The sequence below is a fragment of the Cupriavidus sp. H19C3 genome, assembly GCF_049393815.1.
Taxonomy (GTDB): Bacteria; Pseudomonadota; Gammaproteobacteria; order Burkholderiales; family Burkholderiaceae; genus Cupriavidus.
The window spans coordinates 1,755,332-1,779,052 of the sequence record NZ_CP184986.1 but is presented as its reverse complement, the minus strand read 5'-3'; the positions used below and the strand labels follow the sequence as shown (position 1 = coordinate 1,779,052).

16 protein-coding genes are annotated in these 23,721 nt (G+C 68.3%); 9 read left to right on the top strand and 7 right to left on the bottom strand.

Features of this window, described 5'->3' with window-relative positions; genetic code table 11:
• The first annotated feature begins 8 nt into the window (after nucleotides 1-8).
• Nucleotides 9-1,013 carry an ornithine cyclodeaminase family protein gene (locus tag DFLDMN_RS27485; RefSeq protein ID WP_423198904.1) on the top strand — a complete coding sequence of 335 codons (1,005 nt, stop codon included), beginning with the start codon at nucleotides 9-11 and terminating at the stop codon, nucleotides 1,011-1,013.
• A gap of 10 nt (nucleotides 1,014-1,023) precedes the next feature.
• Nucleotides 1,024-1,854 (top strand): phosphate/phosphite/phosphonate ABC transporter substrate-binding protein, encoded by an 831-nt coding sequence (locus DFLDMN_RS27480; RefSeq protein WP_423198903.1) that lies wholly within the window; start codon nucleotides 1,024-1,026, stop codon nucleotides 1,852-1,854.
• Nucleotides 1,855-1,998: 144 nt separating this feature from the next.
• Here DFLDMN_RS27480 and DFLDMN_RS27475 read toward each other — a convergent pair whose 3' ends face one another.
• Genes DFLDMN_RS27475 through DFLDMN_RS27465 form a run of 3 tightly spaced genes read right to left on the bottom strand, consistent with a single transcriptional unit; the run spans nucleotide 1,999 to nucleotide 4,985 of the window.
• Nucleotides 1,999-2,859, bottom strand: a complete 861-nt coding sequence (locus DFLDMN_RS27475; protein ID WP_423198902.1) for a citryl-CoA lyase — start codon at nucleotides 2,857-2,859, stop codon at nucleotides 1,999-2,001.
• Nucleotides 2,856-4,055 carry a CaiB/BaiF CoA transferase family protein gene (locus tag DFLDMN_RS27470; RefSeq protein ID WP_423198901.1) on the bottom strand — a complete coding sequence of 400 codons (1,200 nt, stop codon included), beginning with the start codon at nucleotides 4,053-4,055 and terminating at the stop codon, nucleotides 2,856-2,858. The genes DFLDMN_RS27475 and DFLDMN_RS27470 overlap by 4 nt, the downstream gene beginning before the upstream one ends.
• A 12-nt stretch (nucleotides 4,056-4,067) precedes the next feature.
• Entirely contained in the window at nucleotides 4,068-4,985 is a 918-nt protein-coding gene (locus tag DFLDMN_RS27465; protein ID WP_423198900.1) for a Bug family tripartite tricarboxylate transporter substrate binding protein, read from the bottom strand.
• Nucleotides 4,986-5,363: 378 nt separating this feature from the next.
• Between DFLDMN_RS27465 and DFLDMN_RS27460 the strand changes: the two genes are divergently transcribed.
• A complete protein-coding gene (locus DFLDMN_RS27460) occupies nucleotides 5,364-6,614 on the top strand; it encodes an Hsp70 family protein (protein WP_423198899.1) in 1,251 nt (416 codons plus the stop codon).
• On the opposite strand, the gene DFLDMN_RS27455 is transcribed toward DFLDMN_RS27460, so the two are convergent.
• The 4 genes from DFLDMN_RS27455 to DFLDMN_RS27440 all read right to left on the bottom strand — a co-directional run bounded on the left by DFLDMN_RS27455 (nucleotide 6,615) and on the right by DFLDMN_RS27440 (nucleotide 10,901).
• Entirely contained in the window at nucleotides 6,615-7,424 is an 810-nt protein-coding gene (locus DFLDMN_RS27455; protein ID WP_423198898.1) for a phosphorylase, read from the bottom strand.
• Nucleotides 7,424-9,433 carry a squalene--hopene cyclase gene (shc, locus tag DFLDMN_RS27450; protein ID WP_423198897.1) on the bottom strand — a complete coding sequence of 670 codons (2,010 nt, stop codon included), beginning with the start codon at nucleotides 9,431-9,433 and terminating at the stop codon, nucleotides 7,424-7,426. The genes DFLDMN_RS27455 and shc overlap by 1 nt, the downstream gene beginning before the upstream one ends.
• Nucleotides 9,434-9,506: 73 nt before the next feature.
• Nucleotides 9,507-10,358: a presqualene diphosphate synthase HpnD gene (gene hpnD / locus DFLDMN_RS27445; protein ID WP_423198896.1), complete on the bottom strand. Its 852-nt coding sequence runs from the start codon at nucleotides 10,356-10,358 to the stop codon at nucleotides 9,507-9,509.
• Between the two features lie 339 nt (nucleotides 10,359-10,697).
• Nucleotides 10,698-10,901 (bottom strand): cold-shock protein, encoded by a 204-nt coding sequence (locus DFLDMN_RS27440; protein WP_423198895.1) that lies wholly within the window; start codon nucleotides 10,899-10,901, stop codon nucleotides 10,698-10,700.
• A 1,075-nt stretch (nucleotides 10,902-11,976) separates the two neighbouring features.
• Between DFLDMN_RS27440 and DFLDMN_RS27435 the strand changes: the two genes are divergently transcribed.
• The 6 genes from DFLDMN_RS27435 to pelF are packed head-to-tail and all read left to right on the top strand — an operon-like array spanning nucleotide 11,977 to nucleotide 23,720.
• Nucleotides 11,977-14,772, top strand: coding sequence for a bifunctional glycoside hydrolase 114/ polysaccharide deacetylase family protein (locus DFLDMN_RS27435; protein ID WP_423200592.1), 2,796 nt, complete (start codon nucleotides 11,977-11,979; stop codon nucleotides 14,770-14,772).
• Complete coding sequence (locus DFLDMN_RS27430) at nucleotides 14,735-19,048, top strand: tetratricopeptide repeat protein (RefSeq protein ID WP_423198894.1); 4,314 nt, start codon at nucleotides 14,735-14,737, stop codon at nucleotides 19,046-19,048. Before DFLDMN_RS27435 ends, DFLDMN_RS27430 begins: the two co-directional genes overlap by 38 nt.
• A 50-nt stretch (nucleotides 19,049-19,098) precedes the next feature.
• On the top strand, nucleotides 19,099-19,638 hold the full coding sequence (locus DFLDMN_RS27425; RefSeq protein ID WP_423198893.1) for a penicillin-binding protein activator LpoB: 540 nt from the start codon (nucleotides 19,099-19,101) through the stop codon (nucleotides 19,636-19,638).
• Nucleotides 19,639-19,655: 17 nt separating this feature from the next.
• The gene (locus DFLDMN_RS27420; RefSeq protein WP_423198892.1) at nucleotides 19,656-21,134 is read left to right on the top strand and encodes a PelD GGDEF domain-containing protein; all 1,479 of its coding nucleotides are present in this window, start codon (nucleotides 19,656-19,658) and stop codon (nucleotides 21,132-21,134) included.
• Nucleotides 21,127-22,125 carry a tetratricopeptide repeat protein gene (locus tag DFLDMN_RS27415; protein WP_423198891.1) on the top strand — a complete coding sequence of 333 codons (999 nt, stop codon included), beginning with the start codon at nucleotides 21,127-21,129 and terminating at the stop codon, nucleotides 22,123-22,125. The genes DFLDMN_RS27420 and DFLDMN_RS27415 overlap by 8 nt, the downstream gene beginning before the upstream one ends.
• On the top strand, nucleotides 22,122-23,720 hold the full coding sequence (gene pelF, locus DFLDMN_RS27410; protein WP_423198890.1) for a GT4 family glycosyltransferase PelF: 1,599 nt from the start codon (nucleotides 22,122-22,124) through the stop codon (nucleotides 23,718-23,720). Before DFLDMN_RS27415 ends, pelF begins: the two co-directional genes overlap by 4 nt.
• Nucleotide 23,721 lies beyond the last annotated feature (1 nt).

Here is a 23,721-nt window from a genome sequence, read left to right as displayed (position 1 = left end):
GAGACACCGTGAAAGAGCTTTACCTGACCTACCTCAACGGTCCCGACGTGGCCGAACTGGCCTTGACCGATGCCGAGATCCTCGCCGCCGTGGAAGCCGCGCTGGCGGCCCAGGGCCGCCGCGAGACCGTGATCGAGCCGCGCGTGCACCTGGTGCCGGAATCGTCGGACAAGGGCCACTTCAATGTGCTGCGCGGCTATATCCAGCCGCTGCATGTGGCTGGCGTCAAGGTAGTGTCCGACTACGTCGACAATTACAAGCACGGTCTGCCGTCCGAGATGGCGCTACTCAACCTGTTCGACCCCGACAATGGGGTGCCGCTCGCGGTGATCGACGCCACCGCGATCACCGACATGCGCACCGGTGCCGTCACGGCGCTCGGCGCGCGGCATCTGGCACGCAAGGGCAGCAAGATCCTGGGCCATGTGGGTGCGCGCGGTACCTCGTACTGGAACGTGCGTCTGCTCGACTCGATCTTCCACTTCGACGAGATCCGCGTGCATTCGCGTCGGCCGGAAAGCCGCGAGGCATTCGCCGCACGGCTCTCGCGCGACCTTGGCAAGCCGGTCACGGTGACCGAGGACTGGGAGTCGTGCGTGCGCGATGCCGACATCGTGGTGGAAGCCTCGCGCCTGCCCGAGCCGCGTCCGATGCTGCTGACCGAGTGGATCAAGCCCGGCGCGCTGGTGATTCCGTACGGCACGATGAGCGCCGTGGAACTGTCGCTGACCGACATCATGAGCAAGATGGTGGTCGACGACTGGGGCCAGTGCCGCAAGGGCCTGCCGTTTGGCGCGCTGCGCCAGCACGTGGACAGCGGCCGGCTCAGCGAGGAGAACCTCCACGCGGAGCTGGGACAGATCGTGGCCGGAATCAAGCCGGGGCGCGAACGCGATGACGAGACCATCCTGTTCTGGCACCGCGGGCTGTCGACCACCGATATCGCGCTGGGCCACGCGATGCTGACCAAGGCGCGCGCGCGGCAGATCGGCCAGACGCTGCGCTTTGCGTAAGGGTCCATCCATGACCGCCGGCATTGCGTCGTTTCGCATGTACAACGCCACGCCGGCGGTCGCCGCCGCGTGGCAGGCACTGTTCGCACGCGTCTTTGCCGAACTCGGCTGGCCGGTGCAGGTGATTCCGCACGCGTGGCCCGCGCCGCTGACGGCGCTCTGGCAGCGGCGCGACCTCGTATGCGGATTCATGTGCGGCCTGCCGTTCGTGCGCGGGGCGGCGCCGGTGGTGCCGCTGGTCGCACCCGTGCCGCGCGGCGCGCACGAGGGTGCGAACGGCGGTGCGGCGGGCGATGTCGACCGTAGTGGCGCGCGTGCGCGCTATCGCTCCGAATTTCTGGTGCGGGCCGAGTGCGGGTGGCGGACGCTCGCGGATACCTTCGGCCATCGCTTCGGCTGGATGGCCGAGCATTCGCAATCGGGCTACCACGCCGCCCGGCGCGCGCTGGCAGCGCATGCGACCGCCGGGCAGTCGTTGTTCGCGGCGTCGATCGGTCCGCTCGATACACCCGCGCGTACGCTTGCCGCCTTGCGCACGCGCCAGATCGACGTGACGGCGCTCGACGGTTTCTACCTGGATCTGCTGCGGCACCATGCGCCGGACGAACTGGCCGGGCTGCAATCCATCGCGGTCACGCCGTGGACGCCCAATCCGTTGCTGGTGGCCTCGGACACCATGCCCGAGCCAGCGCGGCGCGCGCTGGCAGACAAGCTCGCGGGCCTCGATGCCAGCTATCGGGCGTTGCTCGATGCGGTGCTGGTGGAACGCTTTGTGGTGCCCGACGTGGCGGCATATCGCGTGCTGCTGGAGCCGGTGTCAGCATATCCGGAGATTCACTGAGCGGCCATCCGGCGCGCGATCATCCACGGAGCGGCCATCCACGGAGCGGCCATCCACGGAGCGATCATCCACGGAGCGATCATCCACGGAGCGGCCATCCACGGAACGGTCATCCCGTGGCGCGTTGCCGCCGCGCGCCGCTCCTTACCGCGCCGCTCGGGACTCGCTTGGCACGTCGCGTTGCGGCTGACCGTCGTAGGTCCACAGGAACTGCCGCGGAATCGGTCCCTTGTTGCGGCCACCCTGCCGGGTTTGCTCCCATGCGTGCGCAAGAATGCCGACCGAGCGCGACAGGCAGAACAGCCCGCGTGCGAGCGGGGCCGGAAAGCCGAGTTCCGCATAGATGACCGCGGTGGCGCCGTCGATATTCATCGGGATGGGCTTGCTGCGGCCGGCGCCGAGCGCGGCTTCCACCGCGCGCGCGATGGTCGCGTAGCGGCCCGATACCACGCCGTCGGCAGCGGCCTGGTCCACCAGCGCCAGCAGGCGCGGCGCGCGCGGGTCGAGCGGGTGGAAGCGATGCCCGAAGCCCGACACGAACTTGCCGTGCCGATCGCGATAGTCCTGCAGCGCGGCCGCCACCGCATCGTCCTGCGTGGCACCGTCGTCGATGCGCCGCGCGATGTCCTGGTACAGCTCCACCGCCTGCTCGCCGGCGCCGCCATGCACGTCGCCGAGCACGTTGACGGCCGATGCCATGGCATTGTTGAGCCCCACGCCGCAGGTCGCCGCCATGCGTGCGATGGCAATGCTCGGTGCCTGCGGGCCGTGGTCGACCGCCGCCATCAGCGCGGCATCGAGCAATTCCCCTTCGCGCCGCGCGGGCAGTTCGCCGCGCAGCATCAGCCAGATCATCTGCGCGAACGACACATTGCCGATCAGCTGTTCGATCGGATAGCCGCGATAGCGGATTTCGCCGGGGCGCATATCGATGATTTCCGTGCGCCACCAGTCCTGGGACATCTGCTGTCCCGCATCCATGGTGTCCTTGGTGTTTTCGTTCATACGGCGCGCTCCTCCTTGAGCGATGCGATGGCGGCGGCATCGTAGCCGAGCTGCGCGAGGATCTCGTCGGTATGCTCGCCAAGCCGCGGCGGCGGGGTATCGACCTTCGGCGCCTCGCGATTGACCTTGAAGCCCGTGCGCAGCAGGCGGATGTCGCGGCCCACGCCCGGCACATCGGCAAAGTGCCCGATCATGCCGCGGTCGCGCACCTGCGGATGCGCGAGCGTATCGGGCACCTGCATCACCGGCCCCGCCGGCACGCCGGCCTCGTTGAGCAGTTGCCACCATTCGGTGGCGGACTTGCCGGCCAGTTCGGCCTCGAGCGCCTGCGTGAGCGCGGCGCGATTGGCCAGGCGCGCCTGCCGCTCGGCAAAGCGCGCATCGGCGGCAAGCTCGGGCTTGCCGATCACGCGGCATACGGCCTCGAACTGTTCCTGCTTGTTGGCCGCGATATTGAGCAGGCCCTCGCCGGTGCGGAAGGTGCCGGACGGGCTCGCGGTCATGTTCTCGTTGCCCATCGGCGCGGGCTGCTTGCCCGCGACCAGGTGGTTGGAGACGACCCAGCCCATGGTGGCGAGCGTGGCCTCCAGCATCGACACGTCGAGGAAATAACCTTCGGTGCGCGTGTGATCGGCCAGCGCGGCCGCGATCGAGAATGCCGCGGTGATGCCGCCGATGGTGTCCGACACCGGGTAGCCGACGCGATATGGCGCGGTCTCGGGATCGCCGGTAATGCTCATCACGCCCGACATGCCCTGGATGATCTGGTCGTACGCGGGCAGGTCCGACAGCGGACCGTCCTGCCCGAAGCCCGAAATCGCGCAGTAGATCAGGCGCGGATTCTCCTTGCGCAGTTCCTCATAGCCGAGGCCGAGCCGCGTCATCACGCCGGGACGGAAATTCTCCACCACCACATCGGCGCTGCGCACGAGCTGGCGGAAGACGTCCTTGCCACGCGCATGCTTGAGGTTGACCGTGATCGAGCGCTTGCCCGGGTTCTGCGCCAGGAACGACACGCCCATGAGCTTGCGGTTGAGCTCCGCGTCGGCGCCAAGCTGGCGCGCGAGATCGCCGGTGCCCGGCGTCTCCACCTTGATGACCTCGGCGCCCATATGCGCGAGCTGATGGCAGCAGAACGGGCCCGCCAGCACGTTGGTGAGGTCGAGCACGCGGATATTGCGTAATGGCAGTTGCATGGCGAGGCCTCCTTACTCCACCTTGGCGCCCGATTCGTGCACGATCCCGCCCCAGCGCGCATGCTCGCTCTTGATAAACGCGCCGAGGTCCTGCGCCGAGCCGCCGCGCGGCTCGCTGCCTTCCTCGCGCATGCGGGCGATGGTATCGGGCTGCTGCAGGGCCTTGTTGACTTCCTCGTTGAGGCGCTTGATCACGTCGGCCGGGGTGCCGACCGGTGCCACCAGCGCCTTCCAGTCCTCGGCCTGGAAACCTGCGTACCCCTGCTCGGCCACGGTCGGCACGTTGGGCAGCAGCGGCATGCGCTTGCCCGACGTTACCGCGAGCGCGCGCAGCCGGCCGGCCTTCAGCATCGGCAGCGCGATCGGCGGCGTGGCGAAATAGAAATCGGTCTGGCCGCCCATCAGGTCGGTCAGCGCCGGCGAGGCGCCCTTGTAGGGGACGTGCAGGGCCTTGATGCCGGCGCGGCGCTGGAACATCTCGCCGGTCAGGTGGCCCACCGTGCCGGTGCCGGCCGAAGCCATCGACAGTTGCTTGCTCTTGGCCGCCGCGACGAGGTCGGCCAGCGTCCTGTAGGGCGCGTCCTGGCGCACGATCAGCACCACCGGCTGCGCCGACACCAGTGCCACCGGCGCGAAATCCTTGAGCGCGTCGTACGGCATCTTTGGATAGAGCGAGGGATTGATGGCGAGGTTGGCGGTCTGGCCCATGCCGATGGTGTAGCCGTCCGGCCTGGCCTTGGCCACGGCGTCGAGGCCGATATTGCCACCCGCGCCGGCGCGGTTTTCCACCACCACGGTCCAGTGCGCGGCCGCGCCGACCTTGTCGAACACGAGGCGCGACAGCACATCGGTGCCGCCCGCGGGCGGGAACGGCACCACCAGCCGGATGGCCTGCGCCGGATAGGCGCCGGCGGCGAGCGCGGGCGCCATGCCGCCCAGCAGCGCCGGGGCGGCGAGGCACAGTAGCGTCAGGCGACGGCGCAGGGCGCGGCGTGCGGAGGTGGGCGCGCTGGTGATGGCAACGGTGGGGGGCGGTGGGGGTGGTGGGGGGCGGTGGGGGCGGTGGGGTCGATACGCATGGGGAGTCTCCGGAGGGCGCTCGGGCTTCGAGGCGCCGATGGCTCGTTATGGTGTTGGGGTCTGTCCTGCCGTGGTTCTATACTGCTGGTGTTCTATACAACAGAACATCGATCCTAAAGAAAGAACATTGGCAGGATAGAAGCGGACGCCCTGGCCTGTCAAGTCGATTGGCCGGGCCCGCTCTCCACTACAATGGCGCGCCATCCAGCATTCGAAAGCGATTGAGATATGTCCCAGGCATGCGGCCTCGACTTCGGCACCTCCAACTCGACCATGGGCTGGCTGCGGCCCGGACACCCGGTACTGCTGCCGCTCGAGGACGACAAGACCACGTTGCCGTCGGTGCTCTTTTTCCACGCCGAGGATCCGCTGGTGAGCTACGGCCGGGCCGCGCTCGCAGACTACCTGGCGGGATACGAGGGCCGGCTCATGCGGTCGCTCAAGAGCCTGCTGGGCACGTCGATGATGGACGACAGCACCGAGGTCATGGGCCGCGCCATGCCGTTCCGCGAACTGCTCGCGCACTTTATCGGCGAGCTCAAGCGGCGCGGCGAGCAAGCCGCGGGGACCACCTTCACGCAGGCCGTGCTGGGCCGGCCGGTGTTCTTCGTCGACGAGGATCCCGCCGCCGACAGGCTGGCGGAGGACACGCTCGGCGAGATCGCGCGGGCCGCGGGCTTCCGCGAGATCGCGTTCCAGTACGAGCCGATTGCCGCCGCGTTCGACTACGAAGCCGGCATTGCCCGTGAGGAACTGGTGCTGGTGGCCGATATCGGCGGCGGTACTTCGGATTTCTCGCTGGTGCGGCTCTCGCCTGAGCGCGCCAGCAAGCTCGACCGCCATGCGGACATCCTCGCCAACGGCGGCGTGCATATCGGGGGGACCGATTTCGACCGCGCGCTCAGCCTGGCCAGCGCGATGCCGCTGCTGGGGCTGGGCAGCACGTTGCGCAACGGCAAGGAAATGCCGTCGAGCCAGTACTTCGACCTGGCCAGCTGGCACACCATCAACCACGTCTACACGCGCCGCGCATGGTCGGTGGTGATGGACAACTACCGCGAGGCGGCCGATACGGAGAAGCTCGACCGGCTGATTCGCCTGATCAAGGAGCGCGCCGGGCACTGGCTCGCGATCCAGGTGGAGGCGGCCAAGATCGCGCTGTCCGACAGCGACGAGACCGGGGTCGACCTCGAACGCATTGCGCCGGGACTGGTGCTGACGATCACGCGCGACGACTTCGACGGCGCCATCGCCAGACTGGTGACCAAGACCGAGAACGCCGTGCGCGGCACGCTGGCCGATGCGGGCGTGACGCCCGCGCAGGTCGACACGATCCTGTTCACCGGTGGGTCGAGCAGCGTGCCGCTGCTGCGCGAGCGGCTGGCCCACCTGCTGCCGCAGGCGCGGCGCGTGGAAGGGGATCTGTTCGGCGGCATCGGCGCCGGACTCGCGCGCGACGCGGCACGCAAGTTCGGCTGATCAGGCGGCGCCGCGCGGGCGGTCCGGGGAGGGGGCGGTGCCCGCAGGGGCGAGGCCGTCGGCAACGGCGGCGGATGCGGCGCCCGCGGTAGCACCGGCATCGGCACCCAGGCAAGCGGCACCGAAGGTCGCGCCCGCCAGGCGTCGTGCCTGCACCAGCGCCGCTTTGGCTTGCGCGGCATCGCGCCCCAGCCGGAGCAGGCTGCCCAGTTGCCAAGGCGCCTTGAGCAATCCGGCCAGGATGGCGCCGATATCGGTGCTGCCATCGGCCGCCATGCCGGCCACCGCCAGCGGCGGCACGGGCCGGTCGGCCGGATCGACCACCACCCGCAACGCCGCGAACGGCACGCCATGGTCGCGCGCCGCGCGCGCGGCGAGATGCGATTCCATATCGACGGACAACGCGCCGCGCGCGCGATGCAATGCGGATTTGTCGGCGACGGCGGTGACCGCGGCATCGCTGCCGGCGATGCGGCCGGCGGTGGCGGTGGGCAACAGGCACATCAGCGCCGCATGCCAGCGGGGATCGCACGGCAGCAGCGGAGCGTCGTGGCCTGACCCGGCAGCATGGACATCGGTCGCCACGATCACGGTGCCGGGCGGCAGGCGCGGATCGAGTCCGCCCGCCACGCCGATGCTGATCACGCCGGCATAGGACGCGGCCGCCAGCCGCTGCGCCAGCACGGCGGCCAGCGCGCGATCGCGATAGCCGTACAGGGTTTCCACGCCGGCGGCCGCCACGATGCGGGATTCGAACTGCATCCCGCTGACCGCCAGCACGGGGCCGGGACGCAGCTCGCCGGGCGCCATTACATGCCCCAGGTCAGCGCGCCGTTGCCGTCGCGCAGCAGGTTGCGGAAGCGCGCCAGCGCCCACAGCGGGAAGAAGCGCGCGTAGCCGTGATAGCGCAGATAGAACACGCGGGGGAAGCCCACCGCGGTAAAACGCGGCTCGTCCCACAGACCGTGGTCCGCCTGGGTGCGCAGCAGATAGTCGACGCCACGTGCCACGGCCGGATGATCGCCCTTGCCGGCCGCCATCAACCCCAGCAGCGCCCACGCCGTTTGCGAGGCCACGCTCGGCGCCGGCTCGTGGCCGTTGTACTCGAGCTTGTAGCTGTTGCCGTCCTCGCCCCAGCCACCGTCCTCGTTCTGGATGCCGAGCAGCCAGGTGGCGGCGCGCTGTACCTCGGGCGCATCGCTGCCCAGGCCGGCGGCATTGAGCGCGCACAGCGCGCTCCAGGTACCGTAGATATAGTTGGTGCCCCAGCGGCCATACCAGCTGCCGTCGGCTTCCTGTTCGTCGAGCAGGTAACGCAGCGCGCGCGCGGCCGGCTCGCTGACCGAGGGCATCTCGCCGATCTGGCACAGCATGGCCAGGCAGCGCGCGGACACGTCGGCGGTGGGGGGGTCGAGCAGTGCGCCGTGATCGGCGAACGGAATATTGTTCAGGTACAGGTGCGTGTTCTCGGGTTCGAACGCGCCCCAGCCGCCGTTGCTGCTCTGCATGCCGACCACCCATTCGCGCGCGCGCGCCACCGCCTGGTCATAGCGTTGCTTGCGCTCTTCCTGGTCGGCGCGATGCATCGCCAGGGCCACCACGGCGGTGTCGTCCACGTCGGGGTAGTGCGGATTGGCGTACTGGAAGGCCCAGCCGCCCGGGCGCACGTGCGGACGGCGCACCGCCCAGTCGCCGATGACCTCGAGCTCCTGCAGCGGCACCAGCCAGTCCAGCCCGCGCGCCGCCGCGGCGCTCGCGCGCGGCTCGCCGACTTCCAGCAAGGCATGGGCCGCCAGCGAGGTATCCCACACCGGCGACAGGCACGGCTGGCAATACGCCTCGTCGGCATCGTCGTGGAACGTCAGCAGCTTGTCGACCGACTTGCGCGCGATGGCGCGGTCGGGGTCGCTGGCCGGCACGCCGAGCACGTCGAACATCATCACCGAGTTGGCCATGGCCGGGAAGATCGCGCCGAGGCCGTCCTCGCCGTTGAGGCGTTCGACGGTGAAGCTGCGTGCCAGCGCGATGGCGCGTTTGCGCGCACCGCGCGGGAACAGCGGCTCGGCCATGCGCACGCCGGCGTCGAGCGCGCGGAACACGCCAAACCAGAACCAGCTCTGGTGCGCCGCCTTGCCCGGCAGCCGTGTGGACGCGGCGGGCTTGAGAAACAGTTCGTCGATGCCGATCTTGCGCGGGTTGCGCGCCACCGGCCGCAGGCTGTTGAGCACCAGCAGCGGCACGATCACGGTGCGCGCCCAGTACGAAACCTTGGACAGATGGAACGGGAACCACTCCGGCAGCAGCATGATCTCCACCGGCATCATCGGCACCGCGCGCCACGGCATCACGCCGAACAGCGCGAGCAGGGTACGTGTGAAGACGTTGCTGGCCTCGGCGCCGCCCATCGCGTGGATCGCGCGGCGCGCGCGCACCATATGCTCGGCGGCGGGATCGTCGCCGATCATCTTGAGCGCGAAATAAGCCTTCACGCTCGCGCTGACATCGGCGGCGCCCTCATGGAACAGCGGCCAGCCGCCTGCGGGATTCTGGATGCGGCGCAGATAGCGGCCGATCCGGCGTTCGAGTTCGAGGTCCGGGGTTTCGCCCAGGTAATGCACCATCAGCACGTATTCGGCCGGGATCGTCGCATCCGCTTCGAGTTCGTAGACCCAGTGGCCGTCGGCCTGCTGCTGGGCGAGCAGGGCGTCGACCGCGTGGGCGATGCCGGCGTCGAGCGGATCGGGCAGGGCCGGTTGCGGGGCGGCCGACTGAAGGGCGGTCGGCGAGAGGCGGGGAGAAGACAGTGCGACCTGGTTCATCAATTCTGGGGCGGTACTCACAATGGCAGTGCGATGGGGCAGTACGATGGCCGCGGCCATCGCATCAACAGGGTCAGAAGAGGGTGTGTCGCAGGAGGATCCACACCAGCTTGGCCTTGGGCACGCGTACGCGTTGACGCGGTGCCCGCCAGCCACGCGCGAGCAGGCGCGTGAGGATGCCGTGGTAAACGTCGAACATGATGCGCGGCGAGCGCACCAGTTTCGACGGGCAGCGCGCCATCACGGCGGCGGCGGCATCGTAATGGGCCTGCGCTTCGTGCGCGAGCGCCACGCAAACCTGGTCGAGGTTGGGGTGGGCGATGACCTCGTGCGGTGTGCCGAGCGGAATGCCGGCCGCGGCCAGCCCTTCGGCGGGCAGGTAGAGCCGGTTGATGGCGGCATCCTCGTCGACGTCGCGCAGGATATTGGTCAGCTGAAGCGCGCGGCCGAGATGATAGGCCAGTTCGATGCCGGGCGCCTCCGCCAGGCCGAACACGCGCACCGCCAGCCGGCCGACCGCGCTCGCCACGCGGTCGCAATAGGTGTCGAGCATGGCGGCACCTGGCGCCTGGATGTCGGCTACCACGTCCATGGTCATGCCGTCGATGACGTCGAGAAAGTCCTGCTGCCTAAGGTCGAACGCGCGGATCTGCGTGTCCAGCGCATTCAGGCGCGGCGGGGCCGTGCCGGCATAGCAGGCGGCCAGATCGGCGCGCCATTGCGCAAGCGCGGCCAGGCGCTCGTTCTCGGGTGCGTCGCCGTCGTCGGCAATGTCGTCGACCGCGCGGCAGAACGCGTAGATCTCGAACATGGCCTGCCGCTGCGAGGGCGGCAGGATGCGCAGCGCCGTATGGAACGAGCTGCCGGATGATGCGGCGGGTCCGGCAACCGGGCCGCCAGTCGATGCGATGTCTGTACCGGCCACGGATTTCCTCGGCACGCTCTTTCTTGCTGTCCTGGATGGCGACCTGAGCCCGTTCTGGCGGGCCCGCGGCGTGCCGCAGGACGGCGCAGTTTTTTGGGTCGGGCGATTATAGCAACATCACCGGGAGCTGCCCCGGGTCGGAAGCGACGGATCTGACATATGGTACGTCGCGACTTGGCGGTGTAGTGGCCTTTTCGGTCACTTTTTCCCGGGCGCGCGCGTCCGGCCGTGCATTCCGGAAACGCGTGCGGGGCTGTCGGCCTCGCCAACCGCAGCGATGCGCCGACAAATAACAAGGCCCCGCATGCGCGGGGCCTTGTCGCGGTAGACAGACCGGTATTACATCGCCTGAATCTTCGTCGCTTGTTCACCCTTCTGGCCCATCGCCTTCACGTAGCGGACCTTCTGGCCTTCCTTGAGCGACTTGAAGCCCGTGCCCTCGATCGCAGAGAAGTGTGCGAAGAGGTCGTTGCCGCCCGCATCCGGGGTGATGAAGCCGAAGCCCTTGGCGTCGTTGAACCACTTAACGGTACCGGTTTCCATATTTCTATCCAACCTTGAATTTCAGATGAGCGTGATTGCCCGACTTGCAGGAGCCGCAAAAAGAACGATAAGAACGATCGGCGGTGATTCGCTCATGGTGTTCCGGTGTTTCGGTGTTTCAGTTTCACTGTCATCACCAAAGGATTCCGCCGTTGCCAGGCTCGGTTGCGGGAATCATTCTGCCGGTTTTTTTCAACGTGTCAATCCACCAAACCCCTCAGTCCGGCAGAAACTCGTTTACGAGTACAAAGGACAGATATTAGAAATATTGACTTCGAATCGCGCTTTGTCTGACATCCGAATCATTTAAACTCGGTAAGAACTTCATGCACGACTAAAAAGTGATGACAGAAAATACATATTAGTCCAGACAAATTGCGGGATACGAAATGAACCACGGGATTGAACCCGCGGGAATGAGCCCCGGGAATGAACGCCGGGGATTGAACTCCGGGGATTGAAGCCCGGGGATTGACCCCGGCGCCTGCCCCCCCGGATTCGCCGACCGGCGGTGCCGCGCGGACCGGCTCCCGAGCCGGCATGCGATGCCGGGCGGCACGTCGACTCATCCTTTCTTACTCCGTATGGACTATGGTCAGCGTGCGCCAACGCACCGACAATCCGCCCACGACAAGACACACACGGCCGACTCGATCGGCACGGCATGCTCGCGCATGCCTTCAATCTCATGGAACCGGGGATCGCTCATGCATGCCACCTTGCTCCGGTGGGCATATTGCCCACCGCCGTCCTGACCGGACATCCGTCCACCGCTACCGACATTCCGTGTCCGCCCAGACCCGCTTAAGCGCGTCGGTTGACACGATTTTTGACAATCTGTTTGAAACGAATGGCCTAGGATGCTGGCTGCTTGCGCCACGGGTTTTTTCAGTTACCGTGTCGACGAGCCGGCATCAGCGGGGTCACCGCGTTCCAGACGCATGCAACGGGGCAAGCGTCGGCGTTGCGCGATGCCGTAACAGAAGAAGCGAAACAGCCAGTGAAGCCAACCAACAGATCGGCCTGGGTACGCCTGTGGTCGCGCCTCTCTTACTGCTTTTCTCTTGCCTTCGCACTGTCCGCATTCGGAACCGGTGCGGCTGCGCAGGGCACGCTCGACATCGCCTTCCACTATGGCGCCAAGCCGCCGGTGGACGCGTTGCAGGCATTCGATGCCGCCGTGGTGGAGCCCGACAGCGGCTTCGATCCGCGCCAGGCCGACACGCCGCATACCGCCTGGTTCGCCTATGTAAGCGTGGGCGAGGTGCTGCCGGGTCGCGCCTACTTCAAGGACATGCCCGCGGCATGGCTCAAGGGCAACAATGACGCCTGGCAGGCGCGCGTGGTGGATCAGGCCGCGCCGGACTGGCCCGCGTTCTATGTCGACAAGGTCATCGCGCCGCTGTGGGAACGCGGCTATCGCGGCTTCTTTCTCGATACGCTCGATTCCTATCACCTGATTGCCCGGACCGATGCCGAGCGTGCGCGCCAGGAAGCCGGTCTCGTCAAGGTCATCCGCGCGATCAAGGCGCGCTATCCCGACGCGAAGCTGGTATTCAATCGCGGCTTCGAGATCCTGCCGCAGGTCCACGATCTTGCCTATGCGGTGGTGTTCGAATCGCTGTTCCGCGGCTGGGACCAGGGCAAGTCGCGCTATGTCGAGGTGAGCGACAAGGACCGCGAGTGGCTGCTCGGCCAGGCCCGCATCGTGCGCGAGCAGTATCGCCTGCCGGTGGTGTCGATCGACTACTGCCCGCCGCTCGACCGCCGCTGCGCGCGCGACACCGCGCGCCGCATCGCCGCGCTCGGCATCACGCCGTACGTCACCGATCCGGCCTTGCAGACGGTCGGCATCGGCCGCGTCGAGGTGATGCCGCGCCGCGTGCTGGTGGTGCAGGAGAGCCAGTCCGATGTGGTGATCGACGATACCGCCGGGGTGCGCTTTGTCTCGATGCCGCTCAACTACCTCGGCTACCGCGTGGACTTTGCCGAGACGCGCGACCCGCTGCCCGAGATCGGCCCGGATCGCTATGCCGGTGTGGTGGTCTGGCTCAACGGTAACGTGACCAACCAGCCGGGACGTTTCTACGCGTGGATCGAGAAGCAGATCGCGCAGGGCATGCCGGTGGTATTCATGAACGATTTTGGCGCGCAGGTGGGCGGCTCGCTGGCGCGCACGCTCGGCCTCAGGAGCGTCAAGGGCCGCGTGGCCGGTCCCGTGCAGATCGTCTCGCAGGACGCCATGATGGGCTTCGAGACGCCGGTGGCGCCAGACCGCAACGACGCGGTGCCGGTGCAGGTGCCGGACGGCCCCAATGCGCGTTCGCTGCTGCGCCTGAAGTCCGGCACGCTGACCTATGACGCCGCGGCGATCATGCCGTGGGGTGGCTATGTGATGGGTCCGTACGCGGTGCGCGAGAACGCCTCGACCAACCAGGACCGCTGGGTGGTGCAGCCGCTCACGTTCCTGCGCGAGGCGCTGCGCCTGCCGCGCATGCCGGTACCCGACACCACCACCGAGAGCGGACGGCGCCTGCTGACGATCCATATCGACGGCGACGGCTTTGCCTCGAAGGCCGAAATCCCGGGCGGCGGCTACTCGGGCGAGGTGCTGTTCCGCGAGATCTTCGATCGCTACCGCTTGCCGATGACGATGTCCGTGATCGAGGGCGAAGTCGGCAAGAGCGGCATGTATCCGAAGCTGTCGCCCGAGCTCGAGCCGATCGCGCGCAAGATCTTCGCGCAGCCTTACGTCGAGATTGCCAGCCATACCTATTCGCATCCGTTCGAGTGGACGCGTACGGTGGCCAGGCAGGAAAGCAGCGCGCGCTTCCAGGAAGGCGACGACGACTACCACCTCGCCATTCCGGGTTACAAGCTCAGCCTCGAGCGCGAGATCGGTGGCTCGATCGACTACATCAACCGCGTGCTGGCGCCGCCCGGCAAGCCGGTCAAGATGCTGCTGTGGCCCGGCGACTGCCAGGCGCCGCCCGAGGCGCTCAAGCTCACCGAGCGCGCCGGCGTGCTCAACATGAACGGCGGCGACACGCTCATCACGCGCAGCAATCCGTCGTGGACGGCGGTGGCCCCGCTCGGCATCAACAAGGCCGACGACACCTTCCAGGTGTTTGCCACCAACCAGAACGAGAACATCTACACCAACCTGTGGCATGGCCCGTTCTATGGCTTCGAGCGCGTGATCGAGACCTACGAGCTGACCGACAGGCCGTATCGCTTCAAGGCCGTCAACATCTACTATCACAGCTACTCGGGCACCAAGGCCGCGTCGCTGCGCGCGCTGCGCAAGGTGTACGACTACGTGCTGACGCAGCCGCTGATGCCGATCCACTCGACCGACTACGTGCGCAAGGTGATCGACTGGCAGGGCATGGCGGTCGCCCGCGAGCTTGGCGGCGGCACCGACGGCGCGCCCGCCAGCGGCGCCTGGGTGGTGCGTGGCGACGGCAACCTGCGCAACCTGCGCTGGAGCGGCGACGGCGTGCCCGACGTGGCCACGGCGCGCGGCGTGACCGGCTCGTCGCCGGCACCGGGCGGTGGCGTCTACGTTCAGCTCTCGGGCGGCGATGCGCGCTTCAGCTTTGCCGACAAGCCGAGCCGCGCGGTGCCGGAAATCGCCGAGGCGAACGGCCTCGTGCGGGCCTGGCAGCGCGACGGCGATACCACGCGCTTCCGCTTCGGCGGCTACTACAAGCCCTTCTTCCGGCTCGCGAATGCCAGCCAGTGCAGCGTGACGATCGATGGCAAGCCGGTGACCGGCCAGCGCGATCGCAACACGGTGCGTTTCGATCTTCCCGCGGTTACCGATCCGATAAATGTCCAGCAATCCGTCGAAGTCCGCTGCGCCGGTTGAGCGAGAGCGGCTCCTGCCGCCGGCTCTGGTGCTGACCTTCACCGCGATGGTGGGGATCGGCCTTGGCCTCATGTTCCCGCGCGAAACGCTGCGCGAGCGCCTGCTCGGCCAGGGCCGTACCGTCGACGGGCTGACCGTGGCGTATCTCGAGGCCTGGTCACGCGTGGCGCCGGACGACGTCAGCTTCATGGGCGTGCTGGCCGAACAGTATGCGCGCAGCGGCCGCCTTGACGATGCCGAAAAGCTGCTCGAACGCATGCAGGCGGTGCAGGGTACCGACCTGTCGGGCCCGATCCTGCGCACGCGCCTCGATATCACGCTGCAGCGCGCCTATGCCGCGCAGCCGGATACGCCCGAGCGCGCGCAACACCTCGAACATATGCGCGCGCTGCTCGATACCGCCACCGATGCGCGCCTGATGTCGAAGTGGTCGCTGGCGGAACTGCAGGCACTGGCCACGCAGGCACGCGCGGCCAGCGCGCCCGATGCGGCCGGCAAGCTGTATCGCGCGCTGGCGGCGCGCGATCCCGCGCATGCGGACTTCTATAACAAGCAGCTGGCGGGCATTGCGCTCGGTGGCGGCGACTATCGTGCATCGGCCAACGCGCTGTTCGAGGCGCAGGCGCGTGCGACCCGCGTGGAGGAACAACGCGCGCTGTTCCTGCAGGCGTTGCAGACGCTGCAGTCCGGCAACCTGCTCGACGAAGCGCTGGCCGAGGCCGAGCGCCACGGCGGCAAGCTGCTGAACGACGCGGAAGTCCTGCGCTATCTGACCAGACTCGCGCTGGCGGCCAACCGGCCCGATGTGGCGGCCAGATATGTCGAACGCCTGCTGCGGCTGTCGGCGCGCGTGGTGGTGCCCGCGCGCGAGCGCGGTGGCGACGAGAGCGTGCGCAGGGCGCAGCTCGATCTGGCACGGCTGTCGGCCTCGACTGGCATCCGTCGGGTCTCCGATACCGAGCCGTGGCTGGCGCGCGGCTTTGTCTACCTCGACGGTCCGCGCGGACTGCAGCGGCGTGCGGCGCTGGCCGAAGGCGGCGCTGCGTTTGGCGTGCGCAAGGTGGCGGACCAGAAGGTGGCGGACCAGAAGGTGGCAGACCAGAAAGTGGCGGCGTCGGCGGTAGCGCCCGCACCGGCGCCGGCCGCCGCGCAAGCACCGACCCCAGCGTCGACACAAGCGTCGACCCCAGCGTCGACCCCAGCGTCGACACAAGCGGCAGGTCAACCGCCCTCGCAGGCCGCGGCGCAGGCCCAGGCCCGCGCCGAGATCGAAGCGGCCACCGCGTCCGGCAAGGCGTTCAATCCCGAGGATCATGAACTCGCCTATCGCGTATTCCTGGCATCGGGCAAGCTCGACCAGGCCCAGCGCGTGGCGCAGGCCGCCGTGCAGAAGCTGCCGGGCGAGATGGTCTGGCGCGAGCGCCTGGCGCAGGTGGCCGAATGGAACCGCCAGCCCGCCGTCGCGCTGCAGAGCTGGCTCGCTTACGCGCAGGCCACCAACGACGAGCGCGCGTGGAACAACGTGATGCGGCTCGCGCCCGGCCTGTCCGACGATCGTGCCTATCTGGCAGCCTTGCGCCATCGCGCGCAGGGTGGCGATCTCAAGACCGTCGACGAAGTGGTGGCGGCGTACGAGCGGCTGGGCGAGCCCGAGGCCGCCATGGCCTTCCTGGACGGCCTCGGCAACGGTCCGCGCGCACGTCAGATCATGGAGCGCAATGCCGCGCTGGCCGAACGCGCCGGTCGCGACGACCGGGCCTTCGAACTCTATACGCAGCTCGACCGCCGCTTCGGTCCGCAACCGGAGTACGCGCTCAAGCGCGCCAACATGCTGTACGTCAAGGGCCGTCTGACGCAGGCCATGGATACCATGCTGCCGGCGCGCGCCAAGGCGGGTCCGAAGGATGTGCTGTACTGGCGCACCTTCACCGAGCTCGCGCGGCTGACGCAGCGCGACGACCTGCTGCGCGATGCCTATCGCCAGATGATGGTGGCGGTGGCACAGACCCATGACGAGCACTGCATGGAGATGCCGGCCGGGGCCGCACGCAACGACTGCCTGGCCGAAGTGCGCGACACCGAGGAGTCGGATTTTTCGACGCTGATCGCGTACTACGACAAGACCCCGATCGACGCAGGCCGCATCGCCGAGGCCGGCTGGCAGAAGCACGGCAAGCTGTCGCAGCTCGAACTCGCGGTGTATTACTACACGCGCGCCCACGCCTGGGTCCGGATCGAGCGCCTGCTGGCCGGCCTGACGCCCGAGCAGAAGCTCGAGGCCGAGCAGTCGGCGCGCTTCATGATGCGCCGCGCCGAGTACTACCGTGCCACTGGCCGGCGCGAGCTGTCGCTGGCCGACCTGCGCCATGCGGCCAGCCTGCCCGATGCCGACAGCGAGACCCTCGCCGCCCTGCTGTGGGCGCTGGTGGACATGGGCACGGACGACGAAGTGCGCGCCGTGATGCAGCGCCTGCGCGTCGAGGCCGAGGACAACCCCGACCTCTGGGGCGCCTATGCCGCGGGCGCGATGCGCTTCCAGGATGGCCGCACCGCGTTGCACTACCTGCGCAAGATGGCGGTGGGCAAGTCGGCCGATCCGCTCTGGCTGGGACTTGCGGCCGATGCCTACGAGGCGATCGGGCAGACCGACATGGCCTGGCGCATCCGCCGGCAGGCGTGGGTGGACCTGCATCACACATGGGCACCGGGCGGACTCAGGGGATCCGAGGCCGCCAGCGACGAGGCCGAGGACGAAGACAATGCGCAGGGCGCGCCCGCGCGTGCCGACCTGCGGCGCGAGATGGTCGCGCTGGGCCAGACCTTCGCCTCCGCCGACGTCTCGCGCAGCCTGGTGATCGAAATGCTGCGGCGCGACCGCGCTACCGTGGCCGGGCGCAACCTGCATCCGGCCGCGCCCGGCGGGCCCTCGGAGCTCGGCAACGTGCCCGGCCTGCCACCGCTCGAAGTGGCACCGCCGGCGGCCGTGACCGAACGCGAGCGCCGCCGCCAGAACGCGATTTCCGCCGAGAGCCGCGATGTGGCGATGGCCTGGGCCAGTTCGTCCGAATCCAATGAACTGGCGCGCGCCTGGCTGGCACGCCAGTACGCCAACCGGTGGCAGCGGCCGGCCTATGCCGAGATCGCGCTCGCGCTGGACAGCAACGACCTCAACGCGCTCGACCGCATTCTGGAGCGCCAGACCGGCCGCGTGCCGGTGGCCAACCAGATCGAGGCCAACCGCGCGCTGGATCGCCTGGGCGCGGCGCAGACGCAGGCGTTCGAGACCCAGGAGCGCGCGCGCAGCGACGATGCGCTGCAGGACGCGTTGCAGGATGCGCTGCTGTTCAATGCGCAGGCGATCGAGCCGCGCTTTACGCTGCAGCACCAGAAGCCGCTCGAATACTACGAATATGGTCTTGCCGGCGGTGCGCGGCTGTGGGGGCCGTATGCCCTCAATCTGCGCGGCACCTGGCGCGACCAGCGCTCGACCGACCCGAACCAGCTCGCCAACGTGCCGTCGCAGGACCGGCGTGCCGAACTGCAGCTGACCTACCGCGACTCGCAGCAGCGCTGGCTGATCGGCGTGGGCCGCCGCGACGGGCTTGATAACATGACCACGGCGCGCTTTGCCGGCGACTGGAACCAGGACGGCCGCGTGACCTTCAGCACGCTGGCGGGCTACAACCAGCAGGCCGACGAATCGGCCGCGTTGCGCGTGGGCGGGGCCAAGGACACGTTCAGCGTGGGCGCGCAATGGCGCCTGAGCCTGCGCGAGTTCATCGGCGGCCGCGTGCAGTACGACCATTTTTATGGCCAGGACCGTTCGGTGCTGGGTCACGGCATGGTGTACGACGTCGAGGCTGGCTATCGCATCCGCACCTCCTATCCTGATTACACGGTGCGCCTGGTCGGCACGCATGCCAACTACAGCGGCAACGGCAACACGCTGTCGTCGCGGCAGCAGCAGCTGGTGCCGGCCGACGACGGCGAAACGACCTCGGCGTTCTATATGCCGCAGGGCTTTACGCAGGCCGGTGTGGTATTCGACTTCGGCACCGAGCTGCTCGACGACTACACGCGCAAATGGCGTCCGTTCGCGGAAGTAGGCCTGCTGCGCGATACGCGCGCGGGACAGAACTTCCGTGCGCGGCTGGGACTTGCCGGACGCGTGTTCGGCAACGACCATCTGGCGGTTTACTGGTCGCACGAAACGGCGGCCCGCAACGGCGGCACGCCGCTGACCGAGATTGGCCTGCGCTATCGCTGGCTGTATTGACGACGATGAAGGTTTTCAGCAGAAACAGGGGGATCGAGATGGACAAGCGGATGACGACTCGCATGGGACGCCTGATGGCATGGTGCGGCGCGCTCGGCGCGGCGCTGTGGCTGGCCGGCTGCGCGGTCACGGACGTGGGCCGCGCGCCGCAGATGGCGCGCGGCGATACGGTGGCCATGCTGCCGATCGTGAATTACACCGAGACGCCGCAGGCCGGCCTGCGCGCCGAGGCGATTGCCGAATCGCTGCTCAAGACCGGCGGCGTGACCGGTGTCAAGCGCTACCCGGCCAATCTGAACCCGGAAACGCTGTTCGAGCCGGCCGAGCGTGAATCGGTGGGCAAGGCGCTCGAATGGGCGCGCGGCGAACGCGCGCGCTACGCGCTGACCGGTGCCGTGCAGGAATGGCGCTACAAGGTCGGTGTCGATGGCGAGCCGGCGGTGGGCATTTCGCTGCAGCTGATCGACGTGGCGAGCGGCGACGTGGTGTGGTCCGCCACCGGCAGCGACAGCGGCTGGAGCCGCGAATCGCTGTCCGGCACGGCGCAGAAGCTGCTGCGCCGCCTGCTGGCGCCGTTGATGCAGGGTTGATTCGCAAGGGGAAGATCGTGGCCAATTCCACGGAAAAGACCCGGCAGGGGCAGGGCATCGGGCTCGGCGGGCGCTATGCGCGCGTGCTCGCGCCCGCGGTGAGCGGTCGCGCCGCCGCGGTGGAACTCGTCGTCACCATGGTAGTGGCGATGGCGCTCGCGTACGCAATGCTGCCGCAGAATCCGCTGCTGCTCGGCATGGGCTTCCCGTGGGCCTGGCTGCTGCCCGTCATCCTGGCGCTGCGCTACGGCACGCTGATCGGCGTGGGCGCGGTGCTGATGCTGCTCGGTGGCTGGTTCTTCTTCGACAGCCTGCACGTCGCCAGCGCGCCGTTCCCGCGCATGTTCTTCCTGGGTGGCCTGCTGCTGGTGCTGATCGCGGGGCAGTTCGGCGATATCTGGGGTACGCGCCTGGCGCGCGCCCGCGCCGTCAACCGCTATCTCGACGAGCGCCTGGCGGCCCTGACCAAGAACCACTACCTGCTGCGCATTTCGCATGCGCGGCTCGAGAACGACCTGCTGGCCCGCCCGACCACGCTGCGCGACACGCTTTCGCAGCTGCGCACGGTGGCGCTGGAAGACATCGCGCGCGCCGGCGGCACGCGCGGCACGCTCGTGGGTGGGCAGTCCATGCTGCAGGTGGTGGCGCAAGCGTGCCAGGTCGAGGCCGCGGCGCTGTTCCCGTGCGATGGCGACGCGGTGTCGACGCTGGCATCGGCGCGCATCGGTCCGGATTTCACCCTGGACGTCGACGATCCGCTGGTGCGGCACTGCCTCGAGACGCGCACGCTCGCGCATCTGCGCGCCACCGGGCTGCAGCGGGACGCGCAGACGCGCTACGTGGCGGTGGCGCCGGTGCTGGCCGGTTCGGACCGGCTGCTCGGCGTACTGGTGGTCGAGCGCATGCCGTTCCTGTCGCTGACCTACGAGAACCTGCAACTGCTGATGGTGCTGCTGGGCTACTACGCCGACGGCGTGGAGCACGCCCCGGCCACGCACGGCATCCAGCAACTGGTACCGGCCTGCCCGTACCCGTTTGCGCTCGACTATGCGCGCCTGGCGCGGCTGCGGCGCGAGACCGGCATCGAGAGCTCGGTGGTGGCGCTGGTGTTCGACCTGGACGAAGCGCGCGACGCGCTGTTCGAACAGGTGGTGCGCAGCCGGCGCGCGCTCGACGTGGCCTGGCCCGCGCGCAGCCCGCGCCAGCGGGCCATGCTGACGTTGATGCCGCTCTCCGACGGCCAGGCGGTCTCGGCCTATCTGCTGCGTATCGAGGACATGCTGCGCGCGCAGTTCGGCGTCGACTTTGCCAGCGCGCACATCGGCGTGCATAGCCTGTCGGTGCCCGCCCACGGCGCCGAGGAAGCGCTGGTGCGCCTGCTGCAGCGCTGCCAGATCGACGGCGCGACCGTCACGGACGCCACCGCCGGCAATAGCGGCGGCAGTGCGGCAGGGGGCGGCACGCTCAGCGTGGAACCGGGTCAAGTCCATGTTTAAGCTAGCGCTCGGCGGCATCGCCGCCCAGATCGCCGCTCTCGCGCTGCTGATCCGCGGCGTGACGGGCCTGCAGACCGGCACCGGCCTGCTGCTGGCGTTTCTCGGCATGCAGCTCATCGCCGCCGCGCTGCTCGGGCTGGCGCTGTGGCGCATGTTGCCGCGCCGCTTCCGCGTGCCGTTCGGCTGGACCTACGCGTATCTCGCGCTGTTCTGCTTCTTCGTGCCGCTCGGCGGCGTGCTGGTGTGCCTGGGCAGCCTGCTGTTCGCCAAACTGTTTCCGGGCCGGCACGACGCCACCGGCATTGCCTCGATCGAACTGCCCGAGTTCGTCACGCACCTGATCTCGCGTGTCACGCACGGCGGCGGGGCGCGCCTGCGGGCGCAGCTCGGCAATACCCGCGCACCGCTGCCCGAGCGCATGACCGCGCTGGTGGCCATGCAATCGATGCCGGCACGTACGGCGAGCCCGGTTCTGCGCGAGCTGCTGGCGGACAGCACCGACGACATCCGGCTGCTGGCCTACGGCATGCTCGACGGCGCCGAGAAACAGCTGACGCAGCAGATCCTGGCCGAACTGCCGCGTCTGGAGTCCGCCGACACGCCGCATGCGCGCGGCGAAGTCAACAAGCGACTGGCGGACCTGTACTGGGAACTGATCTACCAGAACCTGGTGCAGGGCGACGTCTACCGCTATACCGCGAGCCAGGTGGAACGCTATGCAAGCGCCGCGCTGGAGACCCAGCCCGACAATGCCTCGCTGTGGTACATGCGCGGCCGTCTCGCGCTGGTGCGCAACGCGCCCGCCGAGGCACGCGAATGGCTGCGGCGCGCCGAGTCGCTCGGCTTTCCGCGCGAGCGCGTATTGCCGCTGCTGGCCGAGGCTGCCTACCTGGAACGCGATTACGCCGCCGTCCGCGCCTTGATGACGGCATTCGACAGTCCTTCGCCGCTCCCGCTGGTGCGGCCCCTGCTGCGGTACTGGCAATCATGAGCGAGATTCTGGTCAAGGGCGATTCCGCCGACGTCATGCTGTTGCTCGAGGGCACGTTCCCCTATGTGAGCGGCGGCGTCTCGAGCTGGGTCAACCAGATGATCCGGGCGTTCCCGGAAATCCGCTTCGGTATCGTCTTTATCGGCAGCCGGCGCGAGGATTACGGCAACATGGCCTACCCGCTGCCGGACAACGTGGTCCATCTGGAAACGCATTTCCTCTACGACTTTCCGCCGCCGCCGCTGGTACACGGCAGCGCCGGCGATGCCGAGGCCTTCGCGCGCGCCGACGAGCTGCACGAGGTGCTGCGCGAGCCGGGCCAGGAAGCGCGGGCCGGCGAACTGATGCGCGAGCTGATGCCGGCGCTGCGCGAAGGCGGCGCGCTGTCCGAGGACGCATTCCTCTACAGCAAGCGCGCGTGGCAGACCATCACCGAGCAATATCGCCGCTTCTGCACGGACCCGTCGTTCACCGACTATTTCTGGACCATCCGCATCATGCACAAGCCGCTGTGGCAGCTGGTGCGGATTGCCGACAACCTGATTCCGGCCAAGGTGTACCACACCGTGTCGACGGGCTATGCCGGCTTTCTCGGGGCGATGCTGCGCTATCGCAATGCGCGTCCGCTGCTGGTGTCGGAGCACGGCATCTACACCAAGGAACGCAAGATCGACCTGTTCCAGAGCCAGTGGATCCGCGACAACCGCAACGTGTTCGAGCGCGATATTTCCCAGATCAGCTATTTCCGCGAGCTCTGGGTGCGCTTCTTCGAGACGCTCGGCCGCGTGTGCTACGACGCCGGCGACGAGATCGTCGCGCTCTATGAGGGCAACCGCCGCCGCCAGATCATGGACGGCGCGCGCGCCGAGCGCACGCGCAATATTCCCAACGGCATCGACCTGCCGAAGCTGGCTGCGCTGCGCGCGCAGCGCGCGCCCGGGGTGCCGCCGGTGCTCTGCCTGATCGGCCGCGTGGTGCCGATCAAGGACATCAAGACCTTCATCCGTGCCATGCTGACCGTGGTGCGCGAGTATCCGGACGCCGAAGGCTGGATTGCCGGGCCCGAGGACGAGGATCCCGAATACGCGCGCGAATGCCGCAGCCTGGCCGAGAGTCTCGGTCTTGGCGACAAGGTCAGGTTCCTTGGCTTCCAGCGCATCGAACAGCTGCTGCCGAAGGTTGGCGTGCTGGTGCTGAGCTCGATCAGCGAGGCACTGCCGCTGGTGGTGCTCGAAGGCTATGCGGCCGGCGTGCCCTGCGTGACCACCGACGTGGGTTCGTGCCGCGAACTCGTGTTCGGCCTGCCGGGCGAGGATGCCGCGCTCGGTGCGTCCGGCGACGTGGTGCGCATCGCCGATCCAGCGGCGCTGGCGGCAGCGGCGCTGGCGCTGATGACCGACCCGGCGCGCTGGCACGCGGCGCAGGCGGCCGGCTTTGCGCGCGTCGAGCGTTTCTATACGCAGGACATGATGGTGGGCAGCTATCGCTCGCTGTACACCACGCTGATGGCCAAGCCCGATCACCACGAGCGCGATGGTGGCGGCAATCGAGGCAGCGGCAATCCCGCCCGCTGCCCGGTGCACGGAGGACACTGAC

Coding starts and splice junctions, on each gene's coding strand:
- shc (WP_423198897.1), bottom strand. CDS start 9,433: ATGAACCAGGTCGCACTGTCTTCTCCCCGCCTCTCGCCGACCGCCCTT.
- DFLDMN_RS27430 (WP_423198894.1), top strand. CDS start 14,735: ATGTCCAGCAATCCGTCGAAGTCCGCTGCGCCGGTTGAGCGAGAGCGG.
- DFLDMN_RS27470 (WP_423198901.1), bottom strand. CDS start 4,055: ATGCAACTGCCATTACGCAATATCCGCGTGCTCGACCTCACCAACGTG.
- DFLDMN_RS27425 (WP_423198893.1), top strand. CDS start 19,099: ATGACGACTCGCATGGGACGCCTGATGGCATGGTGCGGCGCGCTCGGC.
- DFLDMN_RS27455 (WP_423198898.1), bottom strand. CDS start 7,424: ATGGCGCCCGGCGAGCTGCGTCCCGGCCCCGTGCTGGCGGTCAGCGGG.
- DFLDMN_RS27465 (WP_423198900.1), bottom strand. CDS start 4,985: ATGGCGCCCGCGCTCGCCGCCGGCGCCTATCCGGCGCAGGCCATCCGG.
- DFLDMN_RS27475 (WP_423198902.1), bottom strand. CDS start 2,859: ATGAACGAAAACACCAAGGACACCATGGATGCGGGACAGCAGATGTCC.
- DFLDMN_RS27460 (WP_423198899.1), top strand. CDS start 5,364: ATGTCCCAGGCATGCGGCCTCGACTTCGGCACCTCCAACTCGACCATG.
- DFLDMN_RS27415 (WP_423198891.1), top strand. CDS start 21,127: ATGTTTAAGCTAGCGCTCGGCGGCATCGCCGCCCAGATCGCCGCTCTC.
- DFLDMN_RS27440 (WP_423198895.1), bottom strand. CDS start 10,901: ATGGAAACCGGTACCGTTAAGTGGTTCAACGACGCCAAGGGCTTCGGC.
- DFLDMN_RS27480 (WP_423198903.1), top strand. CDS start 1,024: ATGACCGCCGGCATTGCGTCGTTTCGCATGTACAACGCCACGCCGGCG.
- pelF (WP_423198890.1), top strand. CDS start 22,122: ATGAGCGAGATTCTGGTCAAGGGCGATTCCGCCGACGTCATGCTGTTG.